The following is a 24499-nucleotide window of genomic DNA, read 5'->3' as shown; positions in this document are numbered from 1 at the left end:
CGAGCAAGCCATACGCATTATTTTTCTTTGTTCGACGTTGCAGCGTACTGCCCGTGCCGTTGGGCAGTCAAAACGGCGGGAGCCGCTACCGGGCCGCCCGTTCCTCGTCCCACACCGGCTCCGGCGCCTGGCGCACCCGGCCGTCCGCGCCGAAGACCAGAAACCGGTCGAAAGAGCGCGCGAACCAGCGGTCGTGGGTCACCGCGAGCACCGTTCCCGCAAAGCTCGCGAGCCCCTCCTGCAACGCCTCCGCGCTCTCCAGGTCCAGGTTGTCCGTCGGCTCGTCGAGCAGCAGCGCGGTCGTCCCGGCCAGCTCAAGCAGCAGGATCTGGAAGCGGGCCTGCTGACCGCCGGAGAGCCGGTCGAACGGCTGGAGCGCCTGCCGGTCCATCTCGTACCTGCGCAGCGCCGACGTCGCCGCGCCCCGGTCGAGCGCGTGCTCGGTCCACAGGATGTCGAGCAGCGTCCTGCCGAACAGCTCGGGGTGCGCGTGCGTCTGCGCGAAATGCCCGGGAACGACGCGCGCGCCGGCGCGCCAGGTGCCGGTGTGCGCCACGTCCTCACCGGCCAGCAGCCGCAGGAAGTGCGACTTGCCCGAACCGTTCGCCCCCAGCACCGCGACCCGCTCCCCGTAGAAGACCTCCAGGTCGAACGGCTTCATCAGGCCGGTCAGCTCCAGGCGCTCGCAGGTGAACGCCCGCACCCCCGTCCGGCCGCCGCCGAGACGCATCCGGATGTTCTGCCGGCGCGGCGGCTCCTGCGGCGGGCCCGCCTCCTCGAACTTCCGCAGCCTCGTCACCGCCGCCCGGTACCGCGAGGCCATCTCGTCGCTGCGCGCCGCGTACTGCCGCAGCTCCACGACCAGCCGCTTCAGCTGCGCGCGCCGCTCGTCCCAGCGCCGCTTCAGCTCCTCGAAGCGCTCGAAGCGCTGCTGCCGCGCCTCGTGGTACGTCGCGAAGCCGCCGCCGTGCGTCCACACGTCGGAGCCCGCGGGGCCCGGCTCCACGCTGATGATCTTGCGCGCGGCGCGCGCCAGCAGCTCCCGGTCGTGGGAGACGAACAGCACCGTCTTGCGCGTCTGGAGCAGCCGCTCCTCCAGCCACCGCTTGCCCGGCACGTCCAGGTAGTTGTCCGGCTCGTCCAGTAGCAGCACCCCGTCGGGGCCGCGCAGCAGCGCCTCCAGCACCAGCCGCTTCTGCTCGCCGCCGGACAGCGTGCGCACCTCGCGCCACCTCGCCCGTTCATACGGGGTCTTCAGCGCGGCCATGGTGCACATGTCCCACATCGTCTCGGCCTCGTAGCCGCCCGCCTCGCCCCAGTCGGCCAGCGCTTGCGCGTACGCCATCTGCGCGGCCTCGTCGTCGTCCGTCATCACGGCCAGCTCGGCCGTCTCCACGGCCCGCGCGGCCTCCCGCAGCCGCGGAGCGGCGACCGAGACCAGCAGGTCGTGCACCGTCCGGTCGTCGCGCACGCTCCCCACGAACTGCGGCATCACACCGAGCCCGCCGCTGACCGTGACCGTTCCGGCGCGCGGCTTCAGCTCCCCCGTCACGAGCCGGAGCAGCGTCGTCTTGCCCGCACCGTTCGCCCCGACCAGCGCCGCCGCGTCGCCGTCGCCGACGCGGAACGACACGTCGTCGAGCAGGACCCGCCCGTCGGGCAGGTCATATTCCAGATGCGCGGCCTCCACATGTCCCACCCGCGCATTGTGCCGCCCCGGCAGCGTCCCGTCCCAGCCGTTTTTGCGGCGCCGCCGGGCGGATAAGCTTCGGCCATGAGTTACGGGCAGGGGGGCTCCAACTGGGTCCCCGGGGGATCGAACACACCGGACTGGAACGCGCTCGCCGCCGACGCCGACCGGCGCAGGCGCCGCAAGCGCACCACCACGATCATCGCCTCCGCCGCCGCGGCGGCCGTGATCGGCACCGTGGTGGCGTTCGCCGTGGTGAGCCAGAGCGACGACGGCGGCAGTGCGTCCGACGAGGCGTCCGCCACGCTGCCCGAGCCCACCGACGTGCCGTCGGGCAGCGCCGGGTCCGAGCCCTCGTGGGACGAGGTGTCGCTGCCGCCGCTGCCGCAGCCGCGCGAGTTCATATCGGACGCCGAGAAGGACACCGCGCCCTTCGACGTCGAGGGCTTCTGGGCCGGCGACGCCATGGAGATCGACGGCAGGAGCTACCAGAAGGCCGCGACCGGCTCCGCGGCGGACTGTGCGGAGGCCGCGAGCGCCGCGCTGGGCACGATCCTCACCGACCACGGCTGCACGGCGCTGCTGCGCGCCACCTACACCGGCGGCGGCGTCGCGGTGACGGTGGGCGTCGCCCAGTTCGGCAGCGAGGCGGACGCCCAGGCCGCCCGCGAGGCACAGGAAGGGGCCGACGGCGCGAGCCTCCAGGCCCTGACCGGCGACGGAGCCCCCGAGTTCTGCCAGCAGGGCGGCTGCCGCACCACCGCCAACCAGGTCGGCCGCTACGCCTACTACACCATCGCGGGCAACAGCGACGGCTCCCCCGACAGCGGCGACGGCACCCCGGCCCAGCAGGGCGCCCGCGACGGGAACGACCACGCGTTCAACCGCATCATCCAGCGCGGCGAGGCCCAGGCATCGGCCTCCGCGAGCGCCCTCGTCGAGGAGCGGCAGGGCGGCGGCTGAGGCTCAGCCCGCCGCGCCCTCCGCACCGGCGAGCGTCCGGCGGCGGCGGGCCTGCGCGTTGCGCGCCGCCAGCTCGCCGTCCGGCGGGTACGCCACCTCCTCCAGCGTGAGGCCGTGCGGGCGCACCACGTGCACCGCCGAGTCCCGCACCCGGGCCGCGAGCACCCGCGCGGGCCAGTCCGGCGGCCGGTGCCCGTCGCCGACGAACAGCAGCGCGCCCACCAGCGCACGCACCATGTTGTGGCAGAACGCGTCGGCCCGCACCGTGCCCTCCACGACGCCGTCCGCGCGCCGTTCCCACCGCAGATCCCGCAGCGCGCGGATGGTCGTCGCGCCCTCGCGCCTGCGGCAGAACGCGGCGAAGTCGTGCTCGCCCAGCAGCCGCCGGGACGCCTCGTTCATCGCGGCCACGTCCAGCGGCCAGTTGTGCCACAGCACGTGGCCCCGCAGCAGCGGGTCGACACCGCCCGGATGGTCGGCGACGCGGTAGGCGTAGCGCCGCCACACTGCGGAGAACCGCGCGTTGAAGTACGGCGGCGCCTCCTCGGCCCGCCACACCCGCACATCGTGCGGCAGCCGCCCCGCGAGCCTGCGCAGCAGGCGCCCCTCCCCCTGCCCGGCCCAGACCTCGTCCGGCAGGTCCACGTGCGCGACCTGCCCGCGCGCGTGCACCCCCGCGTCCGTCCGCCCCGCCACGGTCAGCTCGTAACGCCCCGGCGAACGCGTCACCACCCGCAGCGCCTCCTCGATCTCCTCCTGAACGGTGCGCCGCCCCACCTGCCGAGCCCACCCGGAGAACCCACCCCCGTCATAGGCCAGATCCAGGCGCACCCGCGTGAACCCGGTCGGTGCTTCATCAGTCACACGACCGATCCTTTCAGACGACCGTGGCCGGCCCGGGGCACACTGCAACTCCCGGCGGAGCCGCCGCCTTCGCACCCTGTACACGGACAACCACCCAACCGATGCATCGACGCTTGAACTGTGGCGGGCACGGAGGCAACGAGCGCTGGGGGCGGACATGGACGAGACAGAACGCAGGGCTGCGACAGCTCCCATCCGCATCCACCAGATCCGCACGGCGCTTCTGCAGCAGTACCAGGGGCTCATCTACGACGAAGACCTCACAGGCTACGACCAGAAGGGCTACGACCAGCGTTTCCTCTCCCGCGCACTGACGGCGGCCGCCGTGCGCGAAGTGACGGGCTGCGACCACGGCCCGGGACAGCCCCGACATGCCGCACCAATTGACCAGGTTCGAGCTGCCGCTCGCGAAGGTCGAAGAGGTCCGGCGGGGCACCACAACGCTGGCCGAGGCCGTCTCGGAGCATGTCAGGACCAAGTGGGGCAACGCATCGCTGCAGAACCCGCGCAAGATCAGCGAGGCGCTGAAGCTGGTCACGGAGGACGATGTCTGGGGCAAGGCCGCCGTCGAGATCAACGCCTGGAGCCATAACCGGACATCGTTCACCGGGCAGAAACTCAAGCAGCGGTATGTCGAGATCACCGACCGCCGCAACAAGATCGCGCACGACGCCGACTTGCTGGACGGCGACCTCAAGCGCCGGCGTCCCATCACCGAGGCCGAGGTGACGGACGCGATCAACTGGATCGAACGCATCGCACTCGCCATCGCCACGGCCCTGGGCTGACGCCGGTCCGCAACGGATGCCGTCGCGGACCGGCCTCAGCGATCAACCGTCAAACGCCCCGCCCCGCACCGCGGCGACGAATCCGGACCAGCCACCCGCCGGGAGGACAAGCACAGCACCACTGCGGTTCTTGCTGTCCCGCACCGGAACGAAGCCGGAAGGGGCATCGGCGACCTCCAGGCAATCACCGCCGTCGCCACCGCTGTAGCTGGACTTGCGCCAGGCCGAGAGCTGGGACACGTCAGGGATGCTCTTGCTCCGCATGCTCGTACTCCTCCGCCACCGACTCGATCAACTGAAGGGACGCCTCAAGGGACAGCGCGGCGGCCCTTGCCAGATCATATGCGTCCCGATAGCGCCTCACCGTCGCCGGATCGTCGTTCAGCGAGCCCGTGTAAAGCACTTCGAAGTACACCTCGTCAGGCCCGTCCGAAAAGCGCATCAGCTTCAACTTGCCGTCGAGGAACGGATGAGCGCCCGCCGAGAACGGCAGTACCTGCACCTGCACGCGCCCGGATCGGACCAACGCGGCAATGTGCCGCAGCTGTGCCGTCATGACGTCCGGTCCGCCAACGACCGTCCGCAGCACGCTCTCACCGAGAATCGCCCACATCCGAGGCTTCAACGGATCTTCCAGGATGCGGGCACGGCCCGTTCTGTTGACAATGCGTTCGTCAAGCTCCTTCGCGGGAACGTTCGGCTCGGTCCCGAGAGCCAGGGAACGTGCGTAGGCCGCGGTTTGCAGCAGGCCGGGCACGGAGCCGACCGCGTACTCCTCAATGACGTCGGCCCGCCGTTCCGACTCCGCCGCATCCCTGAAGTGCGGCGGAAACTGGCCCTCGTCGAGCGTGGGCAGCCATCGTTCGAAAAACTTCCCGCTGCCCAGTTCCTTGTCGATCCGTCGCGCGTCCTCAAGGCGTGGCCGTCGCCGCCCCGCCTCGATGTGGGCGATCATCGACGGGGACATGATCACCGCGTCCCCCAGGGACTGCTGGGTGTGCCCCGCCTCCTGCCGTCGCAGGAACAACTCCTCGCCGTACTTCCGCCGCGTCATTGCCGGCTCCTGGCCACCACGGCGCGTCGAATCGTTGGTCACAGCTCAACTCCCGTCTTGTCCGCGGCCGTGGAGAGGTGCCGCATCTTCCACCGTAGCCACGCCACCGGCAGTCTGTATCCAAATCAGCACACACAGCAACGATCGAGTGGTGATCCGATGAACTACGACCGCGAGCGCGGCCAGGCCGCTCCGGAGCCGGGGCTCCGGCTGCTCCCCTGGGAGACTCCGGAGGGTAAGCCGTGCTTTCTGCGCACGGACAACAGCGAGAGTCTGCTCTCGCGCGTCGCCGACGACCTGGAGGAGGCGCAACTCCGGACGGGCGCCGAGGTGCTGGCCGACGCGGAAACCGTTCTGGCCGACCGGGCCGCAGGACCGCTGACCCTCCGGATCGCGCTGGGCCGAACCAGCACCGCGCTCGGCAACGCGATCCGCGTCGCCGACAGCCGTGCCACCCGCCCGACCCCGAACGGGTGAAGGGTCCCCTCAGCCGCCGCACGCGCCCCGCCCGGGGCTCTACGGTGCCGCGGGCGGCCGCCGCGGCGTGGCCTGGGGGTGACGAGGGCCGTTGCGGACGGTGTGAGGAGAGATCGCGATGAGCGTCCATCCCGTTACTCAGCCAGGGGGACCCCAGCGGCCCGACCCCACCGACCTGCTGATCGCGATCGAAGAGGCGTCCCAGGAGCCGATCCAGCCCGAGTACGTCGAGGGGTTGATCCTCGTGCCACCGCAACCCGACCACGAGCTCAAGCACAATGCAGCGGCCTTCGAGCTGAGCAGCCGGCTGCGCTCCGCCGGGTTCGCTCTCGCGGGCCTCGGCAACGGCTACCGGGTGGGGCTCGGTGACGGCCGGACCGTTGCCCTGCTCATCCCGGACTTCTATGTGCTCCGCCGCGAGCCGACCGATCTCGACGAGGCATACCGGGCGGCACGCAAGGGCTGGTATCCCATCGACATGCTCGCCCTCGCGGGCGAGGTGACGTCGGGCAACCACGAGACCGACACGGGGCCCAAGCTCCGTGCCTACGCGACAGCGGGGGTCCCGTGTGCGTTCTCGTGCACCGCCAGGAGGGCCGTGCCTACGTCCACTCGGACCCCGTGCCCGTTCCGGACGCACCCGCCGACAGCCACCACCGGGCCGTCGCCTCCGTCGAATTGAGCGGCAAGCTTCAACTGCCGGCGCCCTACCCGGCGCTCGACACCGGATTCCTCGCCCGCCGGACATGACGCCGCATCTCGCGGAAGAGACCTGACCCCGGGCGAGACACCGCGTCGATAGGATCAGCCGCATGGAGAAGGCGGAGGCACAAGGAACACCCGACGTGGTCGAGGACGTTTTCGACGGTCGGGCGACCGGCGTCGAGGTGGAGCAGGATGACCGAACGGCTCCGGAGCCGGATTCCGCAATCGTGAAGCCGTGGGACCCGGCGCAGATCCGCGTCACCACCAGTACGTTCTCGCTACGGAACATCCTGGACATGATCGACGAAGGGTCGCTGGAGCTGGCCCCGGACTTCCAGCGCGGCCAGGTGTGGAAGGTCGAACAGAAGTCACGCCTCGTCGAATCCCTGCTGCTCCAGATCCCGCTGCCCGCGTTCTACTTCGCCGAGGACAGCGATGGGGCCTTCAGGGTCGTGGACGGTCTGCAGCGGCTCTCCACCCTCCATGCCTTCGTCCGGGGTGGTGACCAAGGGTTCCGCCTCAAGGGGCTGGATTACCTGGAGGAAAACAGCAGCAGCTTCTCGGACTTGCCCGTGCAGTGGCAGCGCCGCGTTAACAATACCCAGCTCGTGGTGAACGTCATCGACCCAACGACGCCGTCCGACGTCATGTACGACATCTTCAAGCGCATCAACACCGGCGGTACTCCGCTGAACGCGCAGGAGATCCGGCACTGCATGAGCAAGGACCGCAGCCGGAACATTCTCAAGCACATGACAGCCATGCCCGAGTTCAACACCGCGACCAACTACCTGGGCGGCCACATCCGCATGAACGACCGCGAGATGGCCCTGCGATTCGCGGCCTTCTGGTTGATGGGCATGGACGCGTACCAACGAAATCCGGTGATGGACAAGTTCCTGGAGCATGCCACGGCACAGCTCGATGATCCGAAAGAAGTGCCCGACAGCAAGGTCGACGAGCTGTACGAGGCGTTCCGCACAGCCATGGCCAACGCGCATCTCCTCTTCGGCGAGCACACGTTCCGCAAGTGGCCGGCAGGCGGCCCGCCGGGACGCAATCCGATCAACCGGGCCCTTTTCGAGAGCTGGTCCGTCGCCCTGGCCCGTTACGACGCGGAAGACCTCAAGCGCAGGCAGGCGGCCATCGTGGGCGCGGCACGTACCCGCATGGCCGAAGACATCGCCTACCTTGACGCCATTACCTCCTCCACCAGCGACCGGCGCCGTGTGGCGTACCGCTTCAGCTCCGCCGAGCAGGACGCGAAGGCCGGTCTGTGATCACCTCGCTGAGGATCAAGAACTTCAAGTGCTTCGCGAACGCTGCTTTCACGCTGCGCCCGTTGACAGTGCTGACCGGCCTCAACGGTGCCGGCAAGAGCACCGTCCTTCAATCCCTCCTGCTCGCCCGCCAGGCCGCTTCGCCCGTCGACCGGACCGTCAGACTCAACGGGCCGTACGGCTTGGCCCTGGGAGAGGCCCAGGAACTGCTGCATCCCGCGGCCGAGCATCAGGAATTCGACTTCCGGCTCCACGGCGACGGTGAACGCCCGGACGCTATCTGGGAGTACCGGTTCGGCATCCCCCACGAACGCGCCCTGCACCTCTCGGTCGACGATGCGCCCGACCAGCCGCCGCCCGGCCTCGACCGCCCGGGCAGTGGGTTCACCTACCTGCGCCGAACGCCTCGGCCCCCGCGACCTGCTGAACGTCTCGGCCGAGCCGCCCGATGAGCTGGGGGTCGGCGTCCGGGGCGAGCACACCGCGCAGGTCCTCGCTCTGCGCCAGGAACGACTGACGACGCGGCGGCTGACCGTACGGGACCCGCTCCAGCACCCGGACTCCGACGTGCCGCTGCTGCGTTCCCAAGCCGAACACTGGGCCTCGCACATCATCCGCCCGATCCGGATCACCGCCCAGTGGGCCCCGGGACTCGCCGCGAGCACCATCCGCTTCCAGGAGGCGGGCCCGTACGGCGAAGTGATCCGGCCCGCCAATACCGGGTTCGGGGTCTCCTACGGCCTGCCCGTCATCGTCGCCGGACTGATGACCGAGCCCGGCGACATCCTCATCGTGGAAAATCCCGAGGCCCATCTCCACCCGGGCGGCCAGTCCCGGCTCGGCCGGTTCCTGGCCCGCGTCGCGGGCAGCGGCGTCCAGGTCATGGTGGAGACGCACAGCGACCACGTACTGAACGGGGCGCGCCTCGCCGTGGCGGAGGACCGGACTCTACGCGCGCAGGACGCAATCGTGCACTACTTCGGGCGGGAGGAGACAGTGCCCATCGAGCTGACCGACCGCGGCGAGCTGACGCAGTGGCCCGGCGGCTTCTTCGACCAGATCGAGAGTGACCTGGGGAGGCTCGCCCGTGCCCGACGCCGCAGCCGATGAGCCGTACCGGGTACTCGTCGACGAGACCAGCTTTGATTTCCGGGGTCTCGCGTCCGAGCCACTGACCCATCTGCTCGACGAGTTCAACGACGTTCTTGAGGACATCCTTCACGAACGGGTTGTGGCAGCGGCCCGAGTGGTGGCACGAGCACGAATGCCTGGACGACTGCGAGCTGTGGCGGTTCATGTACGAGTCCGACGGCCCGGGGCGGGCGGTGTCCCCGGACGTCCGCCGTCGCATGGCCCTGCTGATGGACCGCTGCCGCACCTGGGACACCGAGCAGGCCACGCATGTCCCCGACGAGGTCACGGTGGCCGGCCGGACACGGCAGTTGGCCTGGTCACTCGGTCACGCCCTGCGCAGCGCCCTGGAAGGCCACCACATCGCTTGCCTGGTCTTCCCCGTCGATGAAGCCCCAGGAGGGTGGCAGGCGGTCGCCTCCGCGGCGGGCGGCACCGAGGTGTTCTTCGTGCGCGGCGACGCCGACCTCACCACGTTCTGGCGTGGACTCTACAAGCGGGAAAACGTTCCCGAACGTGCCTTCCACGCGCTCGCGGTCGATGCCTTCCCGGCTCTGGTCCTCGCCCCGGCCCTGTCGTTCGGGAAGTCCGACGGCGACTACCGGACCCTGCGTTCCTGGGTCACGCAGGTACTCGCTGTCGTCAACGACCACTTCACGGACGCCCTGCAACGGCATGCAGGGCTCCCCGCCAAGGTCCAGGCCGAACTGGGCCACCACGGCATCGACCTGTCGCCGGAGAGCCCGAACACCCGGGCGAAGCCCGCGGTCATCCGGCAGCGCCAAGTGGAACACGAGGGCGAGACGTACGACTGCCAGTGGCACGCCAAGCAGCACCGGGCCCGCAACCGCGTGCATTTCAGCCTGCCGGAGCCCCGGCTGGGCGGGCGCATCCTGATCGGCATTTTCGTCGGCCACCTCGACACCTGAGGGCCCGCCCCCCTTAGGGGAAACGGGCCCTCGGGCACAAGGAGTTGCCGGACGGCTCAGGCGTTCTTCTCGTCCTTCTTCTCGTCCCCGGCGTCCCCGGCGTCCGCGGACTCCGCGGTCTCCTGGGACTCGTCGGCCGCGGTGTCCTGCTTCGCCAGGTCCGCGGTCGGTGCCTGCTCCTGCTCCTTCACGGAGCGCCGCGTCGCGGCCTCGGCCTCGCCGACCGCCTCCTGCTGCACGGTCAGCGCCTCGACCAGCTCGATGACGGCCATGGGCGCGTTGTCGCCACGCCGCGGGCCGATCTTCGTGATGCGGGTGTAGCCGCCGGGCCGGTTGGCGAACTTGGGCCCGATCTCCGTGAACAGCGTGTGCACGACGCTCTTGTCGCGGATGGTCTGCATCACCTGGCGGCGGTTGTGCAGGTCGCCCTTCTTCGCCTTGGTGATCAGGCGCTCGGCCACCGGGCGCAGCCGCCGGGCCTTCGCGACGGTCGTGGTGATGCGGCCGTGCTCGAACAGCGCGGTCGCGAGGTTCGCCACGAGCATCCGCTCGTGGGCGGGGCTGCCGCCCAGCCTGCGGCCCTTGGTAGGCGTCGGCATGTCTCTCTCCTGTCGGGTCTGCACCGGCCGTACCAGGTACCGGTGTCAGCGGACGCCCCCGGGTGGTCCCGGGAACGTGCGCCCCCGGCGCGCGGGGCGCCGGAGGCGGGCCGCACCGGCCGTGCCAGGTACCGGTGTCGGCATGGCGCCGAAGGCGCGGGTCAGTACTGCTCGGTCTCCACGAAGCCCGTGTCGCCGTCGTCCTCCGCGCCGAAGGCGTCGGCCGCGGTGGTCGGGTCGAATCCGGGCGGGCTGTCCTTGAGGGCCAGGCCCATGCCGGCCAGCTTCGCCTTGACCTCGTCGATCGACTTGGCACCGAAGTTGCGGATGTCCAGCAGGTCCGCCTCGGAACGGGCCACCAGCTCGCCCACCGAGTGGATGCCCTCGCGCTTGAGGCAGTTGTAGGAGCGGACCGTCAGCTCCAGCTCCTCGATCGGCAGCGCAAGGTCGGCGGCGAGCGCGGCGTCCGTCGGGGACGGGCCCATGTCGATGCCCTCGGCGTCGACATTCAGCTCGCGCGCCAGGCCGAACAGCTCGACGAGGGTCTTGCCCGCGGATGCCATGGCGTCGCGCGGACGCATGGCCTCCTTGGTCTCCACGTCGACGATCAGCTTGTCGAAGTCGGTGCGCTGCTCGACACGGGTGGCCTCCACCTTGTAGGTGACCTTCAGCACGGGGCTGTAGATGGAGTCCACCGGGATGCGGCCGATCTCCTGGCCGACCTGCTTGTTCTGCACGGCGGAGACGTAGCCGCGACCGCGCTCGACGGTCAGCTCCATCTCCAGCTTGCCCTTGTTGTTCAGCGTGGCCAGGACCAGGTCGGGGTTGTGCACCTCGACGCCGGCCGGCGGCGCGATGTCCGCGGCGGTCACCAGGCCGGGGCCCTGCTTGCGCAGGTACATCACGACCGGCTCGTCGTGCTCGGAGGAGACGACGAGCTGCTTGATGTTGAGGATGAGGTCGGTCACGTCCTCCTTGACGCCCGGCACGGTGGTGAACTCGTGCAGCACGCCATCGATGCGGATGCTGGTGACAGCCGCACCGGGAATGGAGGACAGCAGCGTACGCCGCAGGGAATTGCCGAGGGTGTAGCCGAAGCCCGGCTCCAGCGGCTCGATCACGAACCGGGAACGGAACTCGTCGACGACCTCTTCGGTCAGGGAAGGACGCTGAGCGATCAGCATGTTACGACTCCAGTCTTCGGCACCCGCTATTTGATGCCGAGCCAGACGATGTGTACTTCAAGGGTACGGGCGGAGCCGCGTTCCTCACGCGACCCCGCCCGCGCCCCTGGCCGGGCTTACTTCGAGTAGAGCTCGACGATGAGCTGCTCCTGCACCTGGGTGTCGATCACCTGGCGCTCGGGCAGCGAGTGGACGAGGATGCGCAGCCGCGACGGGATGGACTCCAGCCACGCCGGCACCGTCTTGTCCCCGGCCTCCGCGACGGCGACCTGGAAGGGGGTCAGCGCACGGGAGGACTCACGGACCTCGACGATGTCGTTCGGCGACACCCGCGCCGAGGGAATGTCGTTCTTCCGGCCGTTGAGCAGGATGTGCCCGTGCCGGACGAGCTGACGGGCGTGGTCGCGGGACTTGGCGAAGCCGGCCCGGTAGACCACGTTGTCCAGGCGGGACTCGAGGATGCGCAGCAGGTTTTCACCAGTCTTGCCCTGCTGGCGGTTCGCCTCGTTGTAGTACCCGCGGAACTGCTTCTCCAGAACACCGTAGATACGCGCGCACTTCTGCTTCTCACGCTTCTGAAGCAGGTACTCGCTGTCCTTGGTGCGCCCGCGCCCGTGCTCACCCGGGGGGTAAGGACGGATCTCGATCGGGCACTTAGCGCTCTCGCACTTGGCTCCCTTGAGGAAGAGCTTCTGCTTCTCCCGACGGCAACGCTTGCAGTCGGCCCCGGTGTAACGCGCCATGATTTTTCTCGTCTCCTACTTCACCTGGTCAGACACGGCGGCGCTTGGGCGGGCGGCAGCCGTTGTGCGGGGTCGGGGTCACGTCCTGGATCGAGCCGACCTCGAGACCGGTCGCCTGGAGGGACCGGATCGCGGTCTCACGGCCGGAGCCGGGACCCTTGACGAAGACGTCGACCTTGCGCATCCCGTGCTCCTGGGCCCGGCGAGCGGCATTCTCCGCGGCCATCTGCGCGGCGAACGGAGTCGACTTGCGCGACCCCTTGAAGCCGACGTGGCCGGCGGAGGCCCAGGAGATCACGTTCCCGGTGGGGTCGGTGATCGAGACGATCGTGTTGTTGAACGTGCTCTTGATGTGGGCGTGCCCATGAGCAACGTTCTTCTTTTCCTTGCGGCGCACCTTCTTGGCGCCGGCTGTACGGCCCTTCGGAGGCATGTGCTTGGTCTCTCCCGTGGAGGTGGTCGGTCCTTGTGCACGGACCGGTGTCGGCGTCCGTGCGGACTACTTCTTGCCCGGCTTCTTCTTGCCGGCGATCGCGCGACGCGGACCCTTGCGGGTGCGGGCGTTGGTCTTGGTGCGCTGGCCGTGGACGGGCAGGCCGCGGCGGTGGCGCAGCCCCTCGTAGCACTGGATCTCGACCTTGCGACGGATGTCGGCCTGGATCTCGCGACGGAGGTCACCCTCGGTCCTGAAGTTGTTGTCCACGTACTCGCGGATCTTGACGAGGTCCTCCTCGGCCAGATCACGCACGCGGGTGTCCGGGTGCACCCCGGTCTGGGTGAGCGTCTCCTTGGCAAGGGTGCGACCGATGCCGAAGACGTAGGTGAGAGCGACCTCGACGCGCTTTTCGCGCGGGAGATCGACGCCTGCGAGGCGTGCCATGCGTGTGGCTCCTGATGTTCGGGAGGTCTGCCGCAGCGCCGTTCCCGACTGCCACGTCGGGTCCCCGGCCTCCGACCGGGGGTATCGTCCCCGCGCTGCGCGAGGGGTCGGGCGTCTGCGTTATTCATATGTCGCGCGAAAAAGAACTACGAAAGTGCGGTCAGCCCTGACGCTGCTTGTGGCGCAGGTTCTCGCAGATGACCATGACGCGCCCGTGGCGGCGGATCACCTTGCACTTGTCGCAGATCTTCTTGACGCTCGGCCTGACCTTCATGGGGTGAAGCTCTCCGGGTCGTGTGAGAAACGATCTGCTTGATCTACTTGTAGCGGTAGACGATCCGCCCGCGGGTCAGGTCGTAGGGAGACAGCTCCACCACGACCCGGTCGTCGGGAAGAATACGGATGTAGTGCATCCGCATCTTGCCGCTGATGTGCGCGAGGACCTGGTGTCCGTTCTGGAGCTCTACCTTGAACATCGCGTTCGGCAGGGACTCGACAACGGTGCCCTCGATCTCGATGGCCCCTTGTTTTTTGGCCATGCTTGAGCGCTTCACCTTCCGGGATCGGCTACCTGGATGGCCCTGGGCAGACGGGTACACCAGGACCGACAAGCCAGTCTACGACACCCTACTCAAAAAGACGAATCCATGATCTTTCCCCAAAGAGAAGATCATTAAGCCAGCGGATCAGGAGCAGCCGTCACGCCCAGCTCGGCCAGCTTCGCCCGGCCGCCATCCTGCGCGGTCAGCACCAGCGGGCCCTCCTCGGTCAGCGCGACCGAGTGCTCCCAGTGGGAGGCCCAGGTGCCGTCGTTCGTCTTCACGGTCCACTCGTCCGCCAGCACGTGGGTCTTGGCGGTGCCCAGCGAGACCATCGGCTCGATCGCCAGGCAGAACCCGGGGATCAGCCGCGGCCCGCGGCCCCGCCTGCGGTCCACGTAGTTCAGCAGGTGCGGGTCCATGTGCATCTCGGTCCCGATGCCGTGCCCGCCGTAGCTCTCGATGATCCCGTACTTGCCCGACGCCGGCAGCGGCTGCCGCCTGATGTAGCCCTCGATGGCCTTCGAGATGTCGACCAGCCGGTTCCCCTTGCGCATGGCCGCGATCCCGGCCCACAGGGACTCCTCGGTCACCCGGCTCAGCTCGTGCAGCTGCTCGGGGTGCCCGTCGCCGACGAAGACGGTGAGCGCCGCGTCGGCGTGCCAGCCGTCGACGATCGCGCCGGCGTCGATGGAGATGAGGTCTCCGGCCTTCAGCACGGTCTCCCGGCCCGGGATGCCGTGCACCACCACATCGTTCACCGAGGTGCAGATCGTCGCGGGGAAGCCGCCGTAGCCCAGGAAGTTGGGCTTGGCGTCGCGCTCGGCGAGCACGGTGGCGGCCACGTCGTCCAGGTCCTTGGTGCTGGCTCCCGGCACCGCGGCCTCGGCGCACCTGCGGTGTATCTCGGCGACGACGAGGCCCGCCGCGCGCATCTTCGCGATCTGCTCAGGGCTCTTGATCTCCACCATCCGCGGACTCCTCGCTACTCGCCGCGTCCGGGCAGCGCGTCCAGCGCGCGCCGCGTCACCTCGGGCACCGGGGCAAGCGCCGAGATCGTCGAGACCAGGCCCTGCTCGCGGTAGTACCCGATGATCGGCTCCGTCTCCTCGTGGTACACCGCGAGTCGCTTCCTGACGGTCTCCTCGCGGTCGTCCTCCCGCTGGTACAGCTCCCCGCCGCACACGTCGCAGACGCCCTCCGCGCGCGGCGGCTTGTTCTGCACGTGGAACGTGTGACTGCTGTCGTTCCGGCAGGTGCGGCGGCCGGCGATGCGCCGGACCACCTCGTCCTCGGGGACCTCCAGGTCCAGCACCGCGTCCAGCTTCTCCCCCGACTCGGCGAGGAGGGAGTCCAGCGCCTTCGCCTGGGCGATGTTGCGCGGGAAACCGTCCAGCAGGAAGCCGCTCACGGCATCCTGCTGCGCCATCCGGTCGGCGGCCATCGCCACCGTGACCTCGTCCGGGACCAGCCCGCCCTCACGGAGGATCTCGTCCACCTGCCGGCCAAGATCCGTGCCCTGGCGGATGTTGGCGCGGAAGAGGTCGCCGGTCGAAATGTGCGGGATGGCAAGGCGCTCGGCAAGCAGCGTGGCCTGCGTGCCCTTGCCGGCGCCTGGTGGTCCGACGAGGACAATTCGCATCAGCGGAGGAACCCTTCGTAATTGCGCTGGTGAAGCTGACTCTCGATCTGCCGCACCGTTTCGAGACCGACACCCACGATGATCAGGATGGATGTCCCACCGAACGGGAAGTCCTGCTGCGCGTTGAACATCACCAGCGCCACCGTGGGCACCAGAGCGATGAGACCCAGGTAGAGCGATCCGGGCCACGTGATGCGGTTGAGCACGTAGCTCAGGTACTCGACCGTGGGACGGCCTGCCCGGATTCCCGGGATGAATCCACCATACTTCTTCATATTCTCGGCCACGTCTTCGGGGTTGAACGTGATGGCCACGTAGAAGAAGGCGAAGAAGACGATGAGCAGGAAGTACGTGATGATGTAGTACGGGTGGTCGCCACCGGTGAAGTACCGCTGGACCCAGTCGGTCCAGCCGCCCGAGTCCGTACCGGCGAACTGCACCAGCAGCTGCGGGATGTACAGCAGCGAGGAAGCGAAGATGACGGGAATCACACCGGCCTGGTTGACCTTGAGCGGGATGTATGTCGACGTACCGCCGTAGGACCGGCGGCCGATCATCCGTTTCGCGTACTGCACCGGGATGCGGCGCTGCGCCAGCTCCACGAAGACCACGAGGCCGACCATCGCCAGACCGCAGGCCACCACGACGCCGAACTCGATCCAGCCGTCCGCGAGGCTGCCCTGCTGCTTGATCTGCCAGAGCGAGCCGGGGAAGCCGGCGGCGATCGACACGAACATCAGCATCGACATGCCGTTGCCGATGCCGCGGTCGGTGATCAGCTCACCCATCCACATGATCAGCGCGGTCGCGGAGGTCAACGCGACGACCATCAGCACCGTGGCGAAGATGGAGTCGTCGGGAATGATGTCGTTCCTGACGGTGCACTGGGGGAAGAGGGTGCCGCTGCGGGCCGTCGCCACCAGCCCCGTCGCCTGGAGGACCGCCAGCGCCATCGTCAGATAACGCGTGTACTGTGTGATCTTCGCCTGGCCGGACTGCCCCTCCTTCTTCAGCGCCTCCAGCCTCGGAATCACCACGACGAGCAGCTGGAGAATAATGCTCGCGGTGATGTAGGGCATGATGCCCAGTGCGAAGATGGTCAGTTGCAGCAGCGCCCCGCCGCTGAACATGTTGACCAGACCGAACAGGCCGGAGCCGGCCCCGGCGGCATCGGCCTCCTCCACACACTGTTCGACGTTCTGGAAGCTGACACCCGGCACCGGCACATGCTGGCCGAAACGGAACACCACGACGATGCCGAGGGTGAAGAGCAGCTTCTTACGCAGGTCGGGCGTCTGAAACGCCCGGGCGAACGCGGTGAGCACGGCTCCTCCTGCGCCCCCCGCGGTGAGCGCGAGAGGTGACGGTCTTGAACTCCAACGGACATGACAGAACTGGTGACGACAACGGACGCCACCTTACCGGCGTAAGTGTCAGGCCGGAACGACTGACCGGGGATGCCTATGCCTCAGGCACCCCCGGTCACTCACAGATCCGGCCAATCGCCCGCCGATTCAGGAACGCTCGGTGACGGTGCCACCCGCCGCGGTGATCTTTTCCTTGGCGGAGGCCGAGACGGCATCCACCGTCACGGTCAGCGCCACGGAGATGTCCCCGCTGCCAAGCACCTTGACCAGCTCGTTCTTGCGCACCGCGCCCTTGGCCACCAGGTCGGCGACCGTCACGTCGCCGCCTTCGGGGTAGAGCGCGGCGAGCCGCTCCACGTTGACGACCTGATAGTTCTTGTGGGCCGGGTTCTTGAAGCCCTTGAGCTTCGGAAGCCGCTGGATCAGCGGCAATTGCCCGCCCTCGAAGCCCGCCCTGACCTGGTACCTGGCCTTGGTGCCCTTGGTGCCACGGCCGGCGGTCTTGCCCTTGGACGCCTCACCACGGCCCACGCGGACCTTGGCCTTCTTGGCGCCGGGGGCAGGCCTGAGGTCATGGAGCTTGAGCGGAGCGCCGCCCGAGCCCTCCGTGCTCTCCTTCTTGGAAAGCTCGGCCATCTCAGTCCACCTCCTCGACCGTCACCAGATGCCGCACGGTGTTGGCCATGCCGCGGATCTCCGGGCGGTCCTCCTTGACGACCACGTCGTTGATACGCCGCAGCCCGAGCGAGCGCAGCGTGTCCCGGTGGTTCTGCTTGCTCCCGATACGGGACTTCACCTGGGTGATCTTCAGCTGTGCCATCACGCACCCACTCCGGCGCGGGCCCGCAGCAGCGCCGCGGGGGCCACGTCCTCAAGCGGCAGCCCACGGCGGGCGGCGATCTCCTCCGGGCGCTGAAGACCCTTAAGAGCGGCCACCGTGGCGTGCACGATGTTGATCGGGTTCGCCGATCCGAGTGACTTGCTCAGCACGTCGTGGATGCCCGCGCACTCCAGCACGGCACGCACCGGGCCACCCGCGATCACACCGGTACCGGGCGAGGCCGGCTTCAGCAGAACGACGCCCGCGGCCTCCTCACCCTGGAACGGGTGCGGGATGGTGCCCTGAATCCGGGGGACCTTGAAGAAGTGCTTCTTGGCCTCCTCCACACCCTTGGCGATGGCGGCCGGCACCTCCTTGGCCTTGCCGTAACCGACACCCACGGTGCCGTCACCGTCGCCCACCACGACCAGCGCGGTAAAGCTGAAGCGACGACCACCCTTCACAACCTTGGCGACGCGGTTGATCGCGACGACGCGTTCGACGTACGCGGTCTTCTCGGCGGCAGCGCCGCCGTCCCGGCCCTTACGGTCCCGCCGCTCGCCACCGGCGCCGCCACCGCGGCGCTGGGGTCCAGCCATTGGAATTACCTCTCTCGATTCTGTCGACGGGACCGGCTCAGAACTTGAGTCCAGCCTCGCGTGCGGCGTCGGCCAGCGCGGCGACGCGGCCGGCGTACCGGCTGCCGCCACGGTCGAACACGACGGCCTCGACGCCCGCGGCCTTGGCGCGCTCGGCAACGAGGGCACCGACCTGCTTGGCCTTGTTGCTCTTGTCGCCCTCGTTACCCCGGATGGACACGTCCAGCGAGGAGGCGGAGGCGACCGTGTGCCCGACCGTGTCGTCCACGACCTGCGCCACCATGTGGCGGTTGGACCGCGTCACGACCAGGCGCGGGCGCTCGGCGGTACCCGAGATCTTCTTGCGGATACGAACGTGCCGACGCTTGGCCGCCGCCCGCTTCCGGGCGTCACCCTTGGCGATCTTGACACCGTATGCCATGGCTACTTACCAGCCTTTCCGACCTTGCGGCGGATGACTTCGCCCTCGTACTTCACGCCCTTGGCCTTGTACGGGTCGGGCTTCCGCAGCTTGCGGATGTTCGCCGCGACCTCGCCGACCTTCTGCTTGTCGATGCCCTCGACGCTGAAGCGGGTCGGGGTCTCGACCTTGAACGCGATGCCTTCCGGCGGCTCGACCAGGATCGGGTGGCTGTACCCGAGCGAGAACTCCAGATTGGAGCCCTTGGCCTGGACACGGTAACCGACGCCGCTGATCTCCAGCTTCTTCACGTATCCCTGCGTCACACCGGTGATCATGTTGGCCACCAGCGTGCGGGACAGGCCGTGCAGGGCGCGATTCCGGGTCTCGTCGTTCGGACGGGACACCAGGATGGCCCCGTCCTCGCCACGGGCCACCTCGATGGGTGACGCGATGGTGTGGGACAGGGCACCCTTGGGGCCCTTCACCGCGACCGTGCGGCCGTCGATGTTGATGTCCACGCCGGCGGGAACCGGGATCGGCTGCTTGCCAATTCGCGACATGGCTTTTCCTCCGTTCCCTTCGTCACCAGACGTAGGCGAGGACTTCCCCGCCCACGCCCTTCTTCTGCGCCTGCTTGTCGGTGAGCAGTCCGTTGGACGTGGAGATGATCGCCACGCCCAGGCCGCCGAGCACCTTCGGCAGGCTGGTGGACTTCGCGTAGACCCGAAGGCCCGGCTTCGAGATCCGCTTGATGCCGGCGATCGAGCGCTCGCGGTTCGGACCGTACTTGAGCTCAAGGACCAGGTGCTTGCCCACCTGGGCGTCCTCGGTCTTCCAGCCGGTGATGTAGCCCTCCTGCTGGAGGATCTCCGCGATGTGCGACTTGATCTTGCTGTGCGGCATCACGACGGAGTCGTGGTACGCCGAGTTCGCGTTCCGCAGACGGGTCAGCATGTCTGCGATCGGATCGGTCATGGTCATAAAACGGCCTTCGGCCTCTCTCGCCGGGGTTTCCTCGTCCGTGTACATCCACACACGCGGGACCTACGGCGTAGTCGGTTTTACCAGGAGCTCTTGGTGACGCCCGGCAGTTCGCCACGGTGCGCCATCTCGCGGAGGCACACACGGCACAGGCCGAACTTGCGGTACACGGAATGGGGCCGGCCGCAGCGCTGGCAGCGCGTGTAGCCACGCACGGCGAACTTCGGCTTGCGGGCGGCCTTGGCGATCAGAGCCTTCTTCGCCACAGCTCACGCCTCCTTGAAGGGGAAACCGAGGAGACGCAGCAGGCTACGGCCCTCCTCGTCGGTGTTCGCCGTGGTGACGACGGTGATGTCCATACCGCGAACGCGGTCGATGCGGTCGGGGTCGATCTCGTGGAACATGACCTGCTCGGTGAGACCGAACGTGTAGTTGCCCCGGCCGTCGAACTGCTTCGGCGACAGACCGCGGAAGTCACGAATCCGCGGCAGCGCCAGGGACAGCAGCCGGTCCAGGAACTCCCACATGCGGTCGCCGCGCAGCGTCACGTGCGCGCCGATCGGCTGGCCCTCGCGCAGCTTGAACTGCGCGATGGACCGGCGGGCCTTGGTCACCGTGGCCTTCTGGCCGGTGATCGTGGCGAGGTCGCGCACGGCGCCCTCGATCAGCTTGGAGTCGCGGGCGGCTTCGCCCACGCCCATGTTGACCACGATCTTGGTCAGACCGGGCACCTGCATGACGTTCGCGTACTTGAACTCGTCACGCAGCTTGCCCGCGATCTCTTCGCGGTAGCGCGTCTTCAGACGCGGCGCGGTGGGGGTGGTGGTGGCAGTGGTCATCAGATGTCCTCACCGGTCCGGCGGGCGACGCGGATCTTGTTGCCGTCGTCGTCGAAGCGGAAACCGACCTTGGTGGTGACCTTCTTGCCGTCCTTCTCCACCACGAGCGCAACGTTGCTCACATGGATCGGGGCCTCGGTCGTGATGATGCCACCGGTCTTGGAACCGCGCTGGGTCGTGCCGGCCTTGACGTGCTTCTTGACCCGGTTGACACCCTCGACCAGGACGCGGTCCTCGCGCGGGTAGGCAACGATGACCTTGCCCTGCTTGCCCCTGTCCTTGCCGGTGATGACCTGGACCAGGTCACCCTTCTTGATCTTCATGCTTACAGCACCTCCGGCGCGAGGGAGATGATCTTCATGAACTTCTTCTCGCGCAGCTCACGGCCCACCGGGCCGAAGATACGGGTGCCACGGGGGTCGCCGTCGTTCCGCAGAATGACTGCGGCGTTCTCGTCGAAACGAATGTACGAACCGTCCGGCCGCCTGCGCTCCTTCACGGCGCGCACGACGACGGCCTTGACGACGTCGCCCTTCTTCACGTTGCCACCGGGGATCGCGTCCTTGACGGTGGCGACGATGACGTCACCGATGCCCGCGTAGCGGCGCCCTGATCCGCCGAGCACGCGGATGCAGAGAATCTCCTTCGCACCCGTGTTGTCGGCGACGCGCAGTCGCGACTCCTGCTGGATCATTGGTTACTTCGCCTTCTCCAGAATCTCCACGACGCGCCAGCGCTTGGTCGCGGACAGCGGACGGGTCTCCATCAGAAGAACGCGGTCACCGACGCCGGCGGCATTCTGCTCGTCGTGCGCCTTGAGCTTGCTCGTGCGGCGGATGATCTTGCCGTACAGGGCGTGCTTGACCCGGTCCTCGACAGCGACAACGACGGTCTTGTCCATCTTGTCGCTGACGACCAGACCCTCGCGGGTCTTCCGCCGGCCGCGCTCAGTCGTCGTCTCAGTCACAGTCTTCTCACTCATCAGGCGTTCTCCACCGCCTCGGCGACGGGCTCCACCGTCTCAATGCCGAGCGCACGCTCCTGCATGACGGTGTAGATCCGGGCGATGTCCTTACGGACGGCCTTCAGCCGGCTGTTGTTCTCCAGCTGGCCGGTCGCCGCCTGGAACCGGAGCCTGAACAGCTCCTCCTTCGCCTCGCGCAGCTTCACAACGATCTCCTCGTTGTTCAGCTCCCGCAGCTCGGCGGGCTTGGTACCGGCAGCCATCACGCCTCACCTGCCTCGCGCCGGACGATCCGGCACTTCATCGGGAGCTTGTGCGCGGCGCGGATCAGCGCCTCACGAGCGATCTTCTCGTTCGGGTAGGACAGCTCGAACATCACGCGCCCCGGCTTGACGTTCGCCACCCACCACTCGGGCGAGCCCTTACCGGAACCCATGCGGGTCTCGGCGGGCTTCTTGGTCAGCGGACGGTCCGGGTAAATGTTGATCCACACCTTGCCGCCACGCTTGATGTGCCGGGTCATCGAGATACGTGCGGCCTCGATCTGCCGGTTCGTCACGTAGGCGCCGGTGACGGCCTGGATGCCGTACTCACCGAAGGCGACCTCGGTGCCGCCCTTGGCAGCACCCTTGCGCTTGGGGTGGTGCTGCTTGCGGTACTTGACCTTGCGAGGGATCAGCATGGTCTCAGCTCTCCGTTCCCGACGTGCTCTCGGCGGCCGGAGCGGCAGCGGCGGGAGCCTCGGCCTTCTGAGCCTCGGCGGGCTGTCCGCCGCCCTGCTGCGGCCTGCGTCCGCGGCCGCCGCGCTCGCCACGGCCACCACGGGCCGGGCGGTCGCCGCCGGCGCCACCACCGCGCGCGGGGCGGTTGCCCGCACGGGCCGCGGCGTTCTCGGCACGGACCTCGGCGATGTTCTTGACGTCGCCCTTGTAGATCCAGACCTTGACACCGATGCGGCCGAAGGTGGTGCGGGCCTCGAAGAACCCGTAGTCCACGTTGGCGCGCAGCGTGTGCAGCGGCACCCGGCCCTCGCGGTAAAACTCGGAACGGGACATCTCGGCGCCGCCGAGACGGCCGCCGCACTGGATCTTGATGCCCTTGGCGCCCGCCTTCATCGTGCTCTGCATCGACTTGCGCATGGCACGCCGGAACGAGACGCGGGAGGACAGCTGCTCGGCGACCGCCTGGGCCACCAGCTGGGCGTCCAGCTCGGGGTTCTTGACCTCGAGGATGTTGAACTGGATCTGCTTGCCGGTCAGCTTCTCCAGGTTGCCGCGCAGCCGGTCGGCCTCCGCGCCGCGGCGGCCGATGACGATGCCCGGCCGGGCGGTGTGGACGTCGACGCGGACGCGGTCGCGGGTGCGCTCGATCTCCACCTTGGAGATACCGGCGCGCTCCATGCCCTGGGTGAGCATGCGGCGGATCGCGACGTCTTCCTTGACGTAATCCTTGTACAGCTTGTCGGCGTACCAGCGCGACTTGAAGTCGGTCGTGACGCCGAGACGGAACCCGTGCGGGTTTACCTTCTGGCCCATTACCGGGTCCCTTCCTTGCTGCTGACGACCACCGTGATATGGCTGGTCCGCTTACGGATCCGGTAGGCGCGGCCCTGGGCACGCGGCCGGAACCGCTTCAGGGTCGGGCCCTCGTCGACGTACGCCTCCTTGATGTAGAGGTCGTCGACGTCCGTGTGGTTGTAGTTGTGCGCCGCGTTGGCGATGGCGCTGTCCAGCACCTTGCCCACCGGAACACTGGCGGCCTGCGGGGCGAAACGCAGGACCGCCTGAGCCTCCGTGGCGTTCATGCCACGGATGAGGTCCACCACACGGCGGGCCTTCATGGGCGTGACGCGGATGTACCGCGCGATAGCCCTGGCTTCCATGGTTGTCCCTTCAGTGTCGGTCATGATCTGCACACCCCGCTCAGCGCCGCCGCGACTTGCGGTCGTCCTTCACGTGGCCGCGGAAGGTGCGGGTCGGCGCGAACTCGCCGAGCTTGTGGCCGACCATCGACTCGTTGATGAACACCGGGACGTGCTTGCGGCCGTCGTGCACCGCGATGGTGTGGCCCAGCATCGCCGGGACGATCATCGAGCGGCGCGACCAGGTCTTGATGACGTTTTTGGTACCGGCTTCGTTCTGCGTGTCCACCTTCTTGATCAGGTGGTCGTCGACGAAGGGTCCCTTCTTGAGACTGCGCGGCATCCGGGCCTGCTCCTAGCGCTTCTTGTTCGTCTTGCGGCGGCGGACGATGTACTTGTTGCTTGCCTTCTTGGGCGAGCGCGTACGGCCTTCCTTCTTGCCCCAGGGCGAGACCGGGTGGCGGCCACCCGAGGTCCTGCCCTCGCCACCACCGTGCGGGTGGTCGACAGGGTTCATCACGACGCCGCGGACGCTGGGCCGGACGCCCTTCCAGCGCATCCGGCCGGCCTTGCCCCAGTTGATGTTCGACTGCTCGGCGTTGCCGACCTCGCCGACCGTGGCGCGGCAGCGCACGTCGACCAGCCGGATCTCACCGGAGGGCATGCGCAGGTGGGCCATGCGGCCCTCCTTGGCGAGCAGCTGCACCGAGGCACCGGCGGAACGGGCGAACTTCGCGCCGCCGCCGGGCTGGAGCTCGATCGCGTGGATGACGGTACCCACCGGAATGTTGCGCAGCGGCAGGTTGTTGCCGGGCTTGATGTCGGCGCCGGCACCGTTCTCCACGCGGTCGCCCTGCTTCAGGTGCGCCGGCGCGATGATGTAGCGCTTCTCGCCGTCCGCGTAGTGCAGCAGCGCGATGCGGGCCGTGCGGTTCGGGTCGTACTCGATGTGCGCGACCTTGGCGGGCACACCGTCCTTGTCATGCCGACGGAAGTCGATCACACGGTAGGCGCGCTTGTGGCCACCGCCCTGGTGGCGGACGGCTACGCGACCGGCGTTGTCCCGGCCACCCTTGCTGTGCAGGGGGCGGACCAGCGACTTCTCCGGCGTGGACCGCGTGACCTCGACGAAGTCGGCGACGCTGGCGCCTCGACGGCCCGGAGTCGTCGGCTTGTACTTGCGGATTCCCATTTCTT

Annotated in this window: 39 protein-coding genes; 8 read left to right on the top strand and 31 right to left on the bottom strand. The window is 68.3% G+C overall.

The genetic code is table 11. From position 1 onward, the window contains the following. Positions 1 to 85: 85 nt before the first annotated feature. The gene (locus RM779_RS13520; protein ID WP_311617917.1) at positions 86 to 1699 is read right to left on the bottom strand and encodes an ABC-F family ATP-binding cassette domain-containing protein; all 1614 of its coding nucleotides are present in this window, start codon (positions 1697 to 1699) and stop codon (positions 86 to 88) included. Positions 1700 to 1774: 75 nt separating this feature from the next. Between RM779_RS13520 and RM779_RS13515 the strand changes: the two genes are divergently transcribed. Beyond that, positions 1775 to 2653 carry a hypothetical protein gene (locus RM779_RS13515; protein ID WP_311617916.1) on the top strand — a complete coding sequence of 293 codons (879 nt, stop codon included), beginning with the start codon at positions 1775 to 1777 and terminating at the stop codon, positions 2651 to 2653. 3 nt (positions 2654 to 2656) lie between these two features. Here RM779_RS13515 and truA read toward each other — a convergent pair whose 3' ends face one another. Further along, positions 2657 to 3517 carry a tRNA pseudouridine(38-40) synthase TruA gene (gene truA, locus RM779_RS13510; protein ID WP_311617915.1) on the bottom strand — a complete coding sequence of 287 codons (861 nt, stop codon included), beginning with the start codon at positions 3515 to 3517 and terminating at the stop codon, positions 2657 to 2659. 383 nt (positions 3518 to 3900) lie between these two features. Between truA and RM779_RS13505 the strand changes: the two genes are divergently transcribed. Continuing rightward, the gene (locus RM779_RS13505) at positions 3901 to 4305 is read left to right on the top strand and encodes a hypothetical protein (protein WP_311617914.1); all 405 of its coding nucleotides are present in this window, start codon (positions 3901 to 3903) and stop codon (positions 4303 to 4305) included. 42 nt (positions 4306 to 4347) lie between these two features. Here the strand turns inward: RM779_RS13505 and RM779_RS13500 are convergent, their stop codons facing one another. Together RM779_RS13500 and RM779_RS13495 are read right to left on the bottom strand one after the other, a co-directional pair. Continuing rightward, positions 4348 to 4569, bottom strand: coding sequence for a DUF397 domain-containing protein (locus RM779_RS13500; RefSeq protein ID WP_311617913.1), 222 nt, complete (start codon positions 4567 to 4569; stop codon positions 4348 to 4350). Beyond that, positions 4547 to 5359: a helix-turn-helix domain-containing protein gene (locus RM779_RS13495; protein ID WP_311617912.1), complete on the bottom strand. Its 813-nt coding sequence runs from the start codon at positions 5357 to 5359 to the stop codon at positions 4547 to 4549. Before RM779_RS13495 ends, RM779_RS13500 begins: the two co-directional genes overlap by 23 nt. 159 nt (positions 5360 to 5518) lie before the next feature. Here RM779_RS13495 and RM779_RS13490 point away from each other — a divergent pair, with 159 nt between their 5' ends. The 6 genes from RM779_RS13490 to RM779_RS13465 all read left to right on the top strand — a co-directional run bounded on the left by RM779_RS13490 (position 5519) and on the right by RM779_RS13465 (position 9881). Continuing rightward, positions 5519 to 5836, top strand: a complete 318-nt coding sequence (locus RM779_RS13490; RefSeq protein WP_311617911.1) for a hypothetical protein — start codon at positions 5519 to 5521, stop codon at positions 5834 to 5836. Between the two features lie 118 nt (positions 5837 to 5954). Beyond that, a complete protein-coding gene (locus tag RM779_RS13485; RefSeq protein WP_311617910.1) occupies positions 5955 to 6518 on the top strand; it encodes a Uma2 family endonuclease in 564 nt (187 codons plus the stop codon). 130 nt (positions 6519 to 6648) lie between these two features. Continuing rightward, a complete protein-coding gene (locus RM779_RS13480; RefSeq protein ID WP_311617909.1) occupies positions 6649 to 7821 on the top strand; it encodes a DUF262 domain-containing protein in 1173 nt (390 codons plus the stop codon). After that, positions 7818 to 8273 carry an AAA family ATPase gene (locus RM779_RS13475; RefSeq protein ID WP_311617908.1) on the top strand — a complete coding sequence of 152 codons (456 nt, stop codon included), beginning with the start codon at positions 7818 to 7820 and terminating at the stop codon, positions 8271 to 8273. Before RM779_RS13480 ends, RM779_RS13475 begins: the two co-directional genes overlap by 4 nt. Next, positions 8200 to 8931 (top strand): AAA family ATPase, encoded by a 732-nt coding sequence (locus tag RM779_RS13470; RefSeq protein ID WP_311617907.1) that lies wholly within the window; start codon positions 8200 to 8202, stop codon positions 8929 to 8931. The genes RM779_RS13475 and RM779_RS13470 overlap by 74 nt, the downstream gene beginning before the upstream one ends. Positions 8932 to 9026: 95 nt before the next feature. Beyond that, complete coding sequence (locus RM779_RS13465; protein ID WP_311617906.1) at positions 9027 to 9881, top strand: hypothetical protein; 855 nt, start codon at positions 9027 to 9029, stop codon at positions 9879 to 9881. Positions 9882 to 9937: 56 nt separating this feature from the next. Here RM779_RS13465 and rplQ read toward each other — a convergent pair whose 3' ends face one another. The 27 genes from rplQ to rplB all read right to left on the bottom strand — a co-directional run bounded on the left by rplQ (position 9938) and on the right by rplB (position 24494). Beyond that, positions 9938 to 10480, bottom strand: a complete 543-nt coding sequence (gene rplQ, locus RM779_RS13460) for a 50S ribosomal protein L17 (RefSeq protein ID WP_311617905.1) — start codon at positions 10478 to 10480, stop codon at positions 9938 to 9940. 161 nt (positions 10481 to 10641) lie between these two features. Continuing rightward, the gene (locus tag RM779_RS13455; RefSeq protein WP_311617904.1) at positions 10642 to 11664 is read right to left on the bottom strand and encodes a DNA-directed RNA polymerase subunit alpha; all 1023 of its coding nucleotides are present in this window, start codon (positions 11662 to 11664) and stop codon (positions 10642 to 10644) included. A 116-nt stretch (positions 11665 to 11780) separates the two neighbouring features. Then, positions 11781 to 12407, bottom strand: a complete 627-nt coding sequence (gene rpsD, locus RM779_RS13450) for a 30S ribosomal protein S4 (protein WP_077059533.1) — start codon at positions 12405 to 12407, stop codon at positions 11781 to 11783. A gap of 28 nt (positions 12408 to 12435) precedes the next feature. Then, complete coding sequence (rpsK, locus tag RM779_RS13445; protein ID WP_016473404.1) at positions 12436 to 12840, bottom strand: 30S ribosomal protein S11; 405 nt, start codon at positions 12838 to 12840, stop codon at positions 12436 to 12438. 66 nt (positions 12841 to 12906) lie between these two features. Beyond that, positions 12907 to 13287 (bottom strand): 30S ribosomal protein S13, encoded by a 381-nt coding sequence (gene rpsM / locus RM779_RS13440; protein WP_077059534.1) that lies wholly within the window; start codon positions 13285 to 13287, stop codon positions 12907 to 12909. Between the two features lie 160 nt (positions 13288 to 13447). Continuing rightward, entirely contained in the window at positions 13448 to 13561 is a 114-nt protein-coding gene (gene rpmJ, locus RM779_RS13435) for a 50S ribosomal protein L36 (protein WP_049567412.1), read from the bottom strand. Positions 13562 to 13604: 43 nt separating this feature from the next. Next, entirely contained in the window at positions 13605 to 13826 is a 222-nt protein-coding gene (gene infA, locus RM779_RS13430; protein WP_003948620.1) for a translation initiation factor IF-1, read from the bottom strand. A 134-nt stretch (positions 13827 to 13960) separates the two neighbouring features. After that, positions 13961 to 14797 carry a type I methionyl aminopeptidase gene (gene map / locus RM779_RS13425; RefSeq protein ID WP_077059535.1) on the bottom strand — a complete coding sequence of 279 codons (837 nt, stop codon included), beginning with the start codon at positions 14795 to 14797 and terminating at the stop codon, positions 13961 to 13963. Between the two features lie 14 nt (positions 14798 to 14811). Then, on the bottom strand, positions 14812 to 15468 hold the full coding sequence (locus RM779_RS13420; RefSeq protein ID WP_311617903.1) for an adenylate kinase: 657 nt from the start codon (positions 15466 to 15468) through the stop codon (positions 14812 to 14814). After that, positions 15468 to 16793: a preprotein translocase subunit SecY gene (gene secY / locus RM779_RS13415; protein WP_077059537.1), complete on the bottom strand. Its 1326-nt coding sequence runs from the start codon at positions 16791 to 16793 to the stop codon at positions 15468 to 15470. Before secY ends, RM779_RS13420 begins: the two co-directional genes overlap by 1 nt. Positions 16794 to 16982: 189 nt before the next feature. After that, entirely contained in the window at positions 16983 to 17471 is a 489-nt protein-coding gene (gene rplO, locus RM779_RS13410) for a 50S ribosomal protein L15 (RefSeq protein WP_077059538.1), read from the bottom strand. Between the two features lies 1 nt (position 17472). Next, on the bottom strand, positions 17473 to 17655 hold the full coding sequence (gene rpmD, locus RM779_RS13405; RefSeq protein WP_077059539.1) for a 50S ribosomal protein L30: 183 nt from the start codon (positions 17653 to 17655) through the stop codon (positions 17473 to 17475). Then, positions 17655 to 18254 carry a 30S ribosomal protein S5 gene (gene rpsE / locus RM779_RS13400; RefSeq protein ID WP_311617902.1) on the bottom strand — a complete coding sequence of 200 codons (600 nt, stop codon included), beginning with the start codon at positions 18252 to 18254 and terminating at the stop codon, positions 17655 to 17657. Before rpsE ends, rpmD begins: the two co-directional genes overlap by 1 nt. A gap of 37 nt (positions 18255 to 18291) precedes the next feature. After that, positions 18292 to 18675 carry a 50S ribosomal protein L18 gene (gene rplR, locus RM779_RS13395; RefSeq protein WP_077059541.1) on the bottom strand — a complete coding sequence of 128 codons (384 nt, stop codon included), beginning with the start codon at positions 18673 to 18675 and terminating at the stop codon, positions 18292 to 18294. Positions 18676 to 18677: 2 nt separating this feature from the next. Further along, positions 18678 to 19217 (bottom strand): 50S ribosomal protein L6, encoded by a 540-nt coding sequence (gene rplF / locus RM779_RS13390; RefSeq protein ID WP_311617901.1) that lies wholly within the window; start codon positions 19215 to 19217, stop codon positions 18678 to 18680. A 22-nt stretch (positions 19218 to 19239) separates the two neighbouring features. After that, entirely contained in the window at positions 19240 to 19638 is a 399-nt protein-coding gene (gene rpsH, locus RM779_RS13385; protein WP_077059543.1) for a 30S ribosomal protein S8, read from the bottom strand. Between the two features lie 80 nt (positions 19639 to 19718). Continuing rightward, positions 19719 to 19904, bottom strand: a complete 186-nt coding sequence (locus RM779_RS13380) for a type Z 30S ribosomal protein S14 (protein WP_049567381.1) — start codon at positions 19902 to 19904, stop codon at positions 19719 to 19721. A 3-nt stretch (positions 19905 to 19907) separates the two neighbouring features. Next, positions 19908 to 20477 carry a 50S ribosomal protein L5 gene (gene rplE, locus RM779_RS13375; RefSeq protein WP_077059544.1) on the bottom strand — a complete coding sequence of 190 codons (570 nt, stop codon included), beginning with the start codon at positions 20475 to 20477 and terminating at the stop codon, positions 19908 to 19910. Continuing rightward, on the bottom strand, positions 20477 to 20800 hold the full coding sequence (gene rplX, locus RM779_RS13370; protein WP_311617900.1) for a 50S ribosomal protein L24: 324 nt from the start codon (positions 20798 to 20800) through the stop codon (positions 20477 to 20479). The genes rplE and rplX overlap by 1 nt, the downstream gene beginning before the upstream one ends. Before the next feature lie 2 nt (positions 20801 to 20802). Then, positions 20803 to 21171 (bottom strand): 50S ribosomal protein L14, encoded by a 369-nt coding sequence (gene rplN / locus RM779_RS13365; RefSeq protein WP_107485047.1) that lies wholly within the window; start codon positions 21169 to 21171, stop codon positions 20803 to 20805. A gap of 3 nt (positions 21172 to 21174) precedes the next feature. Then, a complete protein-coding gene (rpsQ, locus tag RM779_RS13360; protein WP_086158587.1) occupies positions 21175 to 21459 on the bottom strand; it encodes a 30S ribosomal protein S17 in 285 nt (94 codons plus the stop codon). Next, positions 21459 to 21704, bottom strand: coding sequence for a 50S ribosomal protein L29 (gene rpmC / locus RM779_RS13355; protein ID WP_311617899.1), 246 nt, complete (start codon positions 21702 to 21704; stop codon positions 21459 to 21461). Before rpmC ends, rpsQ begins: the two co-directional genes overlap by 1 nt. Beyond that, complete coding sequence (rplP, locus tag RM779_RS13350; RefSeq protein WP_077059547.1) at positions 21704 to 22123, bottom strand: 50S ribosomal protein L16; 420 nt, start codon at positions 22121 to 22123, stop codon at positions 21704 to 21706. Before rplP ends, rpmC begins: the two co-directional genes overlap by 1 nt. A gap of 4 nt (positions 22124 to 22127) precedes the next feature. Then, positions 22128 to 22976, bottom strand: coding sequence for a 30S ribosomal protein S3 (rpsC, locus tag RM779_RS13345; protein WP_311617898.1), 849 nt, complete (start codon positions 22974 to 22976; stop codon positions 22128 to 22130). Then, positions 22976 to 23323: a 50S ribosomal protein L22 gene (gene rplV / locus RM779_RS13340; RefSeq protein ID WP_077059549.1), complete on the bottom strand. Its 348-nt coding sequence runs from the start codon at positions 23321 to 23323 to the stop codon at positions 22976 to 22978. The genes rpsC and rplV overlap by 1 nt, the downstream gene beginning before the upstream one ends. A gap of 40 nt (positions 23324 to 23363) precedes the next feature. Continuing rightward, complete coding sequence (gene rpsS, locus RM779_RS13335; protein WP_077059550.1) at positions 23364 to 23645, bottom strand: 30S ribosomal protein S19; 282 nt, start codon at positions 23643 to 23645, stop codon at positions 23364 to 23366. 12 nt (positions 23646 to 23657) lie between these two features. After that, positions 23658 to 24494, bottom strand: coding sequence for a 50S ribosomal protein L2 (gene rplB / locus RM779_RS13330; RefSeq protein WP_077059551.1), 837 nt, complete (start codon positions 24492 to 24494; stop codon positions 23658 to 23660). Positions 24495 to 24499 lie beyond the last annotated feature (5 nt).

Source organism: Streptomyces johnsoniae (genome assembly GCF_031845565.1).
GTDB classification, from domain to species: domain Bacteria; phylum Actinomycetota; class Actinomycetes; order Streptomycetales; family Streptomycetaceae; genus Streptomyces; species Streptomyces johnsoniae.
Note: the sequence above shows the minus strand (reverse complement) of the source record. Positions and strands in the feature narration are given on the sequence as shown.

Bases quoted from the DNA above. Each gene is read 5' to 3' on its own strand.
- map (WP_077059535.1), bottom strand. From the start codon at position 14,797: ATGGTGGAGATCAAGAGCCCTGAGCAGATCGCGAAGATGCGCGCGGCG.
- rpmJ (WP_049567412.1), bottom strand. From the start codon at position 13,561: ATGAAGGTCAGGCCGAGCGTCAAGAAGATCTGCGACAAGTGCAAGGTG.
- rplP (WP_077059547.1), bottom strand. From the start codon at position 22,123: ATGCTGATCCCTCGCAAGGTCAAGTACCGCAAGCAGCACCACCCCAAG.
- rplV (WP_077059549.1), bottom strand. From the start codon at position 23,323: ATGGAAGCCAGGGCTATCGCGCGGTACATCCGCGTCACGCCCATGAAG.
- RM779_RS13485 (WP_311617910.1), top strand. From the start codon at position 5,955: ATGAGCGTCCATCCCGTTACTCAGCCAGGGGGACCCCAGCGGCCCGAC.
- rplQ (WP_311617905.1), bottom strand. From the start codon at position 10,480: ATGCCGACGCCTACCAAGGGCCGCAGGCTGGGCGGCAGCCCCGCCCAC.
- rpmD (WP_077059539.1), bottom strand. From the start codon at position 17,655: ATGGCACAGCTGAAGATCACCCAGGTGAAGTCCCGTATCGGGAGCAAG.
- rplF (WP_311617901.1), bottom strand. From the start codon at position 19,217: ATGTCGCGAATTGGCAAGCAGCCGATCCCGGTTCCCGCCGGCGTGGAC.
- rpsC (WP_311617898.1), bottom strand. From the start codon at position 22,976: ATGGGCCAGAAGGTAAACCCGCACGGGTTCCGTCTCGGCGTCACGACC.
- rplN (WP_107485047.1), bottom strand. From the start codon at position 21,171: ATGATCCAGCAGGAGTCGCGACTGCGCGTCGCCGACAACACGGGTGCG.
- rpsK (WP_016473404.1), bottom strand. From the start codon at position 12,840: ATGCCTCCGAAGGGCCGTACAGCCGGCGCCAAGAAGGTGCGCCGCAAG.
- infA (WP_003948620.1), bottom strand. From the start codon at position 13,826: ATGGCCAAAAAACAAGGGGCCATCGAGATCGAGGGCACCGTTGTCGAG.
- rplE (WP_077059544.1), bottom strand. From the start codon at position 20,477: ATGACCACTGCCACCACCACCCCCACCGCGCCGCGTCTGAAGACGCGC.
- RM779_RS13420 (WP_311617903.1), bottom strand. From the start codon at position 15,468: ATGCGAATTGTCCTCGTCGGACCACCAGGCGCCGGCAAGGGCACGCAG.
- RM779_RS13495 (WP_311617912.1), bottom strand. From the start codon at position 5,359: ATGACGCGGCGGAAGTACGGCGAGGAGTTGTTCCTGCGACGGCAGGAG.
- rpsD (WP_077059533.1), bottom strand. From the start codon at position 12,407: ATGGCGCGTTACACCGGGGCCGACTGCAAGCGTTGCCGTCGGGAGAAG.
- rpsM (WP_077059534.1), bottom strand. From the start codon at position 13,287: ATGGCACGCCTCGCAGGCGTCGATCTCCCGCGCGAAAAGCGCGTCGAG.
- rpmC (WP_311617899.1), bottom strand. From the start codon at position 21,704: ATGGCTGCCGGTACCAAGCCCGCCGAGCTGCGGGAGCTGAACAACGAG.
- RM779_RS13480 (WP_311617909.1), top strand. From the start codon at position 6,649: ATGGAGAAGGCGGAGGCACAAGGAACACCCGACGTGGTCGAGGACGTT.
- rplB (WP_077059551.1), bottom strand. From the start codon at position 24,494: ATGGGAATCCGCAAGTACAAGCCGACGACTCCGGGCCGTCGAGGCGCC.
- RM779_RS13455 (WP_311617904.1), bottom strand. From the start codon at position 11,664: ATGCTGATCGCTCAGCGTCCTTCCCTGACCGAAGAGGTCGTCGACGAG.
- rplX (WP_311617900.1), bottom strand. From the start codon at position 20,800: ATGAAGATCAAGAAGGGTGACCTGGTCCAGGTCATCACCGGCAAGGAC.
- rpsE (WP_311617902.1), bottom strand. From the start codon at position 18,254: ATGGCTGGACCCCAGCGCCGCGGTGGCGGCGCCGGTGGCGAGCGGCGG.
- rplO (WP_077059538.1), bottom strand. From the start codon at position 17,471: ATGGCCGAGCTTTCCAAGAAGGAGAGCACGGAGGGCTCGGGCGGCGCT.
- rpsH (WP_077059543.1), bottom strand. From the start codon at position 19,638: ATGACCATGACCGATCCGATCGCAGACATGCTGACCCGTCTGCGGAAC.
- rplR (WP_077059541.1), bottom strand. From the start codon at position 18,675: ATGGCATACGGTGTCAAGATCGCCAAGGGTGACGCCCGGAAGCGGGCG.
- RM779_RS13490 (WP_311617911.1), top strand. From the start codon at position 5,519: ATGAACTACGACCGCGAGCGCGGCCAGGCCGCTCCGGAGCCGGGGCTC.
- rpsS (WP_077059550.1), bottom strand. From the start codon at position 23,645: ATGCCGCGCAGTCTCAAGAAGGGACCCTTCGTCGACGACCACCTGATC.
- RM779_RS13515 (WP_311617916.1), top strand. From the start codon at position 1,775: ATGAGTTACGGGCAGGGGGGCTCCAACTGGGTCCCCGGGGGATCGAAC.
- RM779_RS13500 (WP_311617913.1), bottom strand. From the start codon at position 4,569: ATGCGGAGCAAGAGCATCCCTGACGTGTCCCAGCTCTCGGCCTGGCGC.
- rpsQ (WP_086158587.1), bottom strand. From the start codon at position 21,459: ATGAGTGAGAAGACTGTGACTGAGACGACGACTGAGCGCGGCCGGCGG.